The organism is Microcoleus sp. T3_D1, assembly GCF_036700405.1.
In the GTDB taxonomy this organism is placed as follows: domain Bacteria; phylum Cyanobacteriota; class Cyanobacteriia; order Cyanobacteriales; family Microcoleaceae; genus Microcoleus.
On record NZ_JAUBOV010000062.1, the window covers coordinates 22,151 to 27,062 of the forward strand.

General features: G+C 45.2%; 4 protein-coding genes. 3 read left to right on the plus strand and 1 reads right to left on the minus strand.

The window, feature by feature from the left end:
• Positions 1-205 precede the first annotated feature (205 nt).
• The gene (gene dndB / locus QT992_RS23825; protein ID WP_333377849.1) at positions 206-1,345 is read left to right on the plus strand and encodes a DNA sulfur modification protein DndB; all 1,140 of its coding nucleotides are present in this window, start codon (positions 206-208) and stop codon (positions 1,343-1,345) included.
• Between the two features lie 6 nt (positions 1,346-1,351).
• On the opposite strand, the gene QT992_RS23830 is transcribed toward dndB, so the two are convergent.
• Entirely contained in the window at positions 1,352-2,527 is a 1,176-nt protein-coding gene (locus QT992_RS23830) for a DNA sulfur modification protein DndB (protein WP_333056128.1), read from the minus strand.
• Between the two features lie 172 nt (positions 2,528-2,699).
• On the opposite strand from QT992_RS23830, the gene dndC reads away from it, so the two are divergent.
• Both dndC and QT992_RS23840 read left to right on the plus strand, forming a co-directional pair.
• Positions 2,700-4,385, plus strand: coding sequence for a DNA phosphorothioation system sulfurtransferase DndC (dndC, locus tag QT992_RS23835; RefSeq protein WP_333377853.1), 1,686 nt, complete (start codon positions 2,700-2,702; stop codon positions 4,383-4,385).
• Positions 4,386-4,392: 7 nt separating this feature from the next.
• Positions 4,393-4,659 (plus strand): hypothetical protein, encoded by a 267-nt coding sequence (locus QT992_RS23840; RefSeq protein ID WP_333377856.1) that lies wholly within the window; start codon positions 4,393-4,395, stop codon positions 4,657-4,659.
• Positions 4,660-4,912 lie beyond the last annotated feature (253 nt).

Sequence of the window (4,912 nt, forward strand, 5' to 3'; positions counted from 1 at the left end):
GTTGAAACCCCTGTCTCATAGCGAAAGTCCTCTGAAGAGGACTGAATATGAATCAATTTCGAGGTTTATGTTTAGTCGGTTTTAACCGACTTTCGCTATGAGACGGGGGTTTCAACCCCCGGCGGAATATCGGGGAAGCGAGTGAATTGACGATGGCACTTGCCCCTGATTTCTTCATACTTCGCACCTGCAACAACAAAAACATATGTCTACTCCTTCCTTTGAATACATTTTGCCGGTAATTCGGGGAATTCAAGCGGGCCGCGAATATTACGTGTCGATGTGTCCGGTGCGTTTTTTGCCGAAATTGTTTCCCTTTGAATCTGAAGATTTGCCGCCGTCTCTGCGGGCGAAACGCGCGCTTAACAAAGCTAGGATTCCCGAAATAGCTGAGTATTTTGTTAAGAATCCTACAAATTATACTTGTGGGGCTATTGCTGCTTCGATTGATGCGGATATTACTTTTGAAGCAGTGGGAAATGAGGCAGAAGAACGGAAAATCGGTCGCTTGCGAGTGCCGATGGATGCTAAGTTTACTATTAATGACGGACAGCATCGGCGGGCGGCTTTTGAGATGGCTTTGAGGGAAAATCCGCAGTTGGGATATGAGACGGTGGCGCTGATTTTGTTTCTCGATATTGGGTTGGAAAAATCGCAGCAGATGTTTGCTGATTTGAACAATTTTCAAGTTCCTTTGGAGTCGTCGCTAAGTCTACTTTACAACCACCGGGACGATCGCGCTTTTGTGGTGAAGGCGGTTGTTAAGCAGGTTGAGGTTTTCCGGTGTTTGACTGAGATGGAGAGGGGGAGTTTGAACGGGCGATCGCACAAATTGTTTACGCTGAGTGCGATCGATCGTGCTATCATGGCTTTGCTGTCTAATATTCACGGCAGCGAACAGGCAAAACTCTCTGGTTCTCGCACCAAAAAAGAACAGAAAGAGGAAGAACTTGCTCAAAAAATACAACTGGCGGTTAGTTATTGGAATGCGGTTTGCAGTTTTATTCCAGATTGGCAATTAGTTCTGCACAAGCAAGTTGCGGCGGGGGAAATGCGCCGGGATTGCGTGCACTGTCACAGTGTTGTGCTTGAGAGTTTGGGGGAAGTTGGGGCGGCTTTGCGATCGGTTTTTCCTGAGAGTTGGGAGGAACGTTTGAGCCTTTTGCAGCAGGTTGATTGGTCGATTTCTAATCCTGATTGGGAGGGTGGGATTTTGTTGAAAGGGGGGATTTCTAAGTCGAGGGCGAGTGTTAGTTGGATGACTGATTATTTGAAAAATCGGTTGGGTTTGGAAACCGCAGATGCAGCACAGGCGGGACGCCCGTGCCACAATGAAGGTGGATAATATGAGTTAAATCCATTCTAGGTGGGCTTTTACTTGATTTACTGCCATTTTTACAGCATTAACACTAGCTGTTATTCTATAGTTACGAACTAGATTATTTGGACTATTGTCCGACAAAACCACATTTCCTTCCCAAAGGTGGCTTTTTCTTGACCAATCAAGTTGAGCAAGTTCTGATACTTGTTCTTGATCGAAGCAATAGCTATCAGCATCATAAGTGCAGTAGAGTAACTTTCCTAATATTTCTATTCCCACACTCCTCCCCAATAAACAACTTTCTTTAAAGTTATCAATTTCATTGACTGTCAAATCATCCGCATCTGTCTCATAAATGTATTGAGTTAGACTGCATTCTGTAAAAAATTGATTGAGGCAACTAATTATAGCTGCCGAACATTCTGATAAATCATAATCTTTGAGTTCGTTATTCGGATCGTTAGCAAAAGCGCAACTAACAGCCTTTGCTACATAATTCATTGTATATATTCGCTTTTCTTTAGATGATGGAGAACCTTTAACTTTCTCTGTCTTGCCCTTGAAAATTGGCACTTGTTCAATTAACTGTTTGCAAATACCTATTCGACCTTCCATTTCGCCAAAGGACAAGAGTAAAGATTTATCCAGCGCTTTTGTTTGCGCCATATCTCTAAAGTCTCTTTGACACTGATTAAAGTTGCCTTCTAAAACTAGCGTAATTGGGAAATCATTATTTCCAATTAACTCGCCGTTAGCACTCTCAATCAATTCGTGAATCGCTCGCTTGCGGTGCTGTCCGTCGGTAATATCTAACTTAACGCCACGAGGGATAACTACTAAACAAATTCCCCGACTTAGTTCGATAATTTGAATCTTCTCTGGATCGACATTGGCAGTGAGTGTACCCACAATCCAGGGTTGGTCTTTTCTAACGCGCTTGAGAATGTACTCCTTGACTTCCTCAGCATGGCCCTTAATCTCTGGACGGTTTTTACCAGACTCAGGCTCGTTATTGGTAGAAGGTCTTGCTTGGAGAAGAGTAGGCAAGTCATCAGCAGGCACGTTGAATTGTACCATTTTTCGCTTTCCATGCTCAAAAATTAAGCCCGGATAGCACTTCTGACGGTGGTATCTGGCGAAGTACGGCTCAAGAAATTCATCTAGTCGCTGGTTGAGTTCTGGCTGAGTCGAGCTGTCATTAGCCATAGCTTGTAAATTAATTTAAAGGTTAATATTTAATTGTAAATCATCACGGGTTATAGTAGTTAGGCAGACTATTACGTTGAAAGCTCAACGATCAAGGGCAAACAATTATGTTGCGTCACAGCGGGGAATTCACAGCACAAGTGTTGCTGCTTGGCAAGGGGAGATTGGTAAAATGACACAAGCTCAGCAGATGCCACTATTCCCACCGCGCAGCGTTAAGCAATTAGTGGATGATGTAGAAAAGTTAACTCAAGAAATTCAGGATTTGTATTGTAGCGATGAAATTCCCTGGATTTTAGGTGTATCTTTTGGAAAAGATTCGAGCGCAGTATTGCAGTTAATATGGTATGCGATCGCAGCACTTCCACTGGAAAAGCGCACAAAAACAATTCATTTAATTACAACAGATACGCTGGTTGAAAATCCGATAATTTCTACCTGGGTTCGCAATTGCATTAAACAGGTTAAGCTAGCAGCTAACCAGCAAAAAATGCCAGTTGAACCTCATCTGCTTCATCCTTCCGTTCAAGAAACATTCTGGGTATGCTTAATGGGAAAAGGCTATCCAGCACCTCGAAATGGATTTCGCTGGTGTACCGATCGCATGAAAATTCAACCTGTCAATCATTTTATTCGTGAAATGGTTAGATCTCACGGTGAAACTATTGTTGTTTTAGGTACTCGAAAGGCTGAAAGCAGCAAACGCGCTGCAACAATGAAAAGGCATGAAGCAGGTAGAGTGCGCGAGCGCTTAAGTCCTAATTCTCGTTTAATTAACTCTCTAATTTACACTCCTGTGGAAGACTGGCGGGATGATGAAGTTTGGCTTTATTTAATGCAGTATCCTAACCCTTGGGGAGGTGACAATAAAGACTTGTTTACCATGTATCGCGGTGCGACAGCAGATAACGAATGCCCTCTAGTCGTTGATACTTCTACGCCTAGCTGTGGAGATTCTCGCTTTGGCTGCTGGGTTTGTACAATGGTAGACCAAGATAAATCTATGCAGGCAATGATTTTAAACGATGAGGAAAAAGAATGGATGCAGCCTCTCCTCGATATTCGCAACGAATTAGACATAAAAGACGATCGCCCAAAAAGAGACTTCCGCCGCATCTACGGTAGAGTAGAACTGTTTGAACGCAACATGGGCGACGACACAACCTCCGTCGAACCCATCCCAGGGCCCTACACCAAATTCTGGCGAGAACACTGGCTGAGACGAGTCTTGGAAGCACAAACCCAAATCCGCAAAACCGCACCCCTAGAAATGCGCGACATCACCTTAATTACCCCAGAAGAACTTAGCGAAATCCGCCGCATTTGGCTGGAAGAAAAGCATGAATTTGACGACTCTTTGCCCCGGATTTACGAAGAAGTCACGGGCGAACCTTTTGAAGATTCCCGTCCCGCCGCTGAAAGAAAACTCCTCGGTAGCGATGAATGGACTGCGATCGAGGAGATTTGCAGCGAGGACAAAATGCACCTCGAATTGATGGCAAAACTCCTTGATACAGAACGCCAATACTACACCAAGCCCCGCCGTACAGGCATTTACGCCGATTTGGACAAGTGCTTTGAAACCAGTTCGCGATCGAAGGAAGAAGCGATTGGCAACGCCCACTATCAACGCAATTTAAAAAAAGCGGTGGAAGATATTAAAGCAAATCCGACGGAAAACATTCGGCAATTCAAAGATGCGATCGCCCAAACCAACAGTTCCGCCAAAAACGAGACGGTTGATATTGCCAAACTTAAAGAAGAACTCGAAAGCAACAGCAATCAAAGCAGACAGCTATCTTGGGCGGATATTAAATTTTCACCGCCCAATTCAGGAGAGGAAAATAGCAAAGATTAGGTCAATAATGTCGATCGGGCGATCGGGCTTTGGGGCGATCGGGCTTTGGGGCGATCGGGCTTTGGGGCGATCGGGCTTTGGGGCGATCGGGCTTTGGGGCGATCGGGCTTACCCACAAGTCCGCCGGGGATTGAAATCCCCGTCTAATAGCGAAAGTCGGTTAAAACCGACTGAAGAACCAAATCAAACGATCGCCGATTTCAGTCCTCTCGATCGCACTTTGGGGCGATCGGGCTTACCCACAAGCCCGCCGGGGATTGAAATCCCCGTCTAATAGCAAAAGTCGGTTAAAACCGACTGAAGAACCAAATCAAACGATCGCCGATTTCAGTCCTCTTTAAGAGGACTTCAGCTATGAGACAGGGATTTCAATCCCTGTCGGACTGTCGGATCGTGGGAATGGCTGATCGACCGCGATCGCACTCTCGACCCCGATTGTCCTCTGCAAGTCGATCGGGCTTACCCACAAGCCCGCCGGGGATTGAAATCCCCGTCTAATAGCAAAAGTCGGTTAAAACCGACTGAAG

Excerpts from the sequence above, each read along its gene's own strand:
- dndB (WP_333377849.1), top strand. The coding sequence starts at position 206 with ATGTCTACTCCTTCCTTTGAATACATTTTGCCGGTAATTCGGGGAATT.
- QT992_RS23830 (WP_333056128.1), bottom strand. The coding sequence starts at position 2,527 with ATGGCTAATGACAGCTCGACTCAGCCAGAACTCAACCAGCGACTAGAT.
- dndC (WP_333377853.1), top strand. The coding sequence starts at position 2,700 with ATGACACAAGCTCAGCAGATGCCACTATTCCCACCGCGCAGCGTTAAG.
- QT992_RS23840 (WP_333377856.1), top strand. The coding sequence starts at position 4,393 with ATGTCGATCGGGCGATCGGGCTTTGGGGCGATCGGGCTTTGGGGCGAT.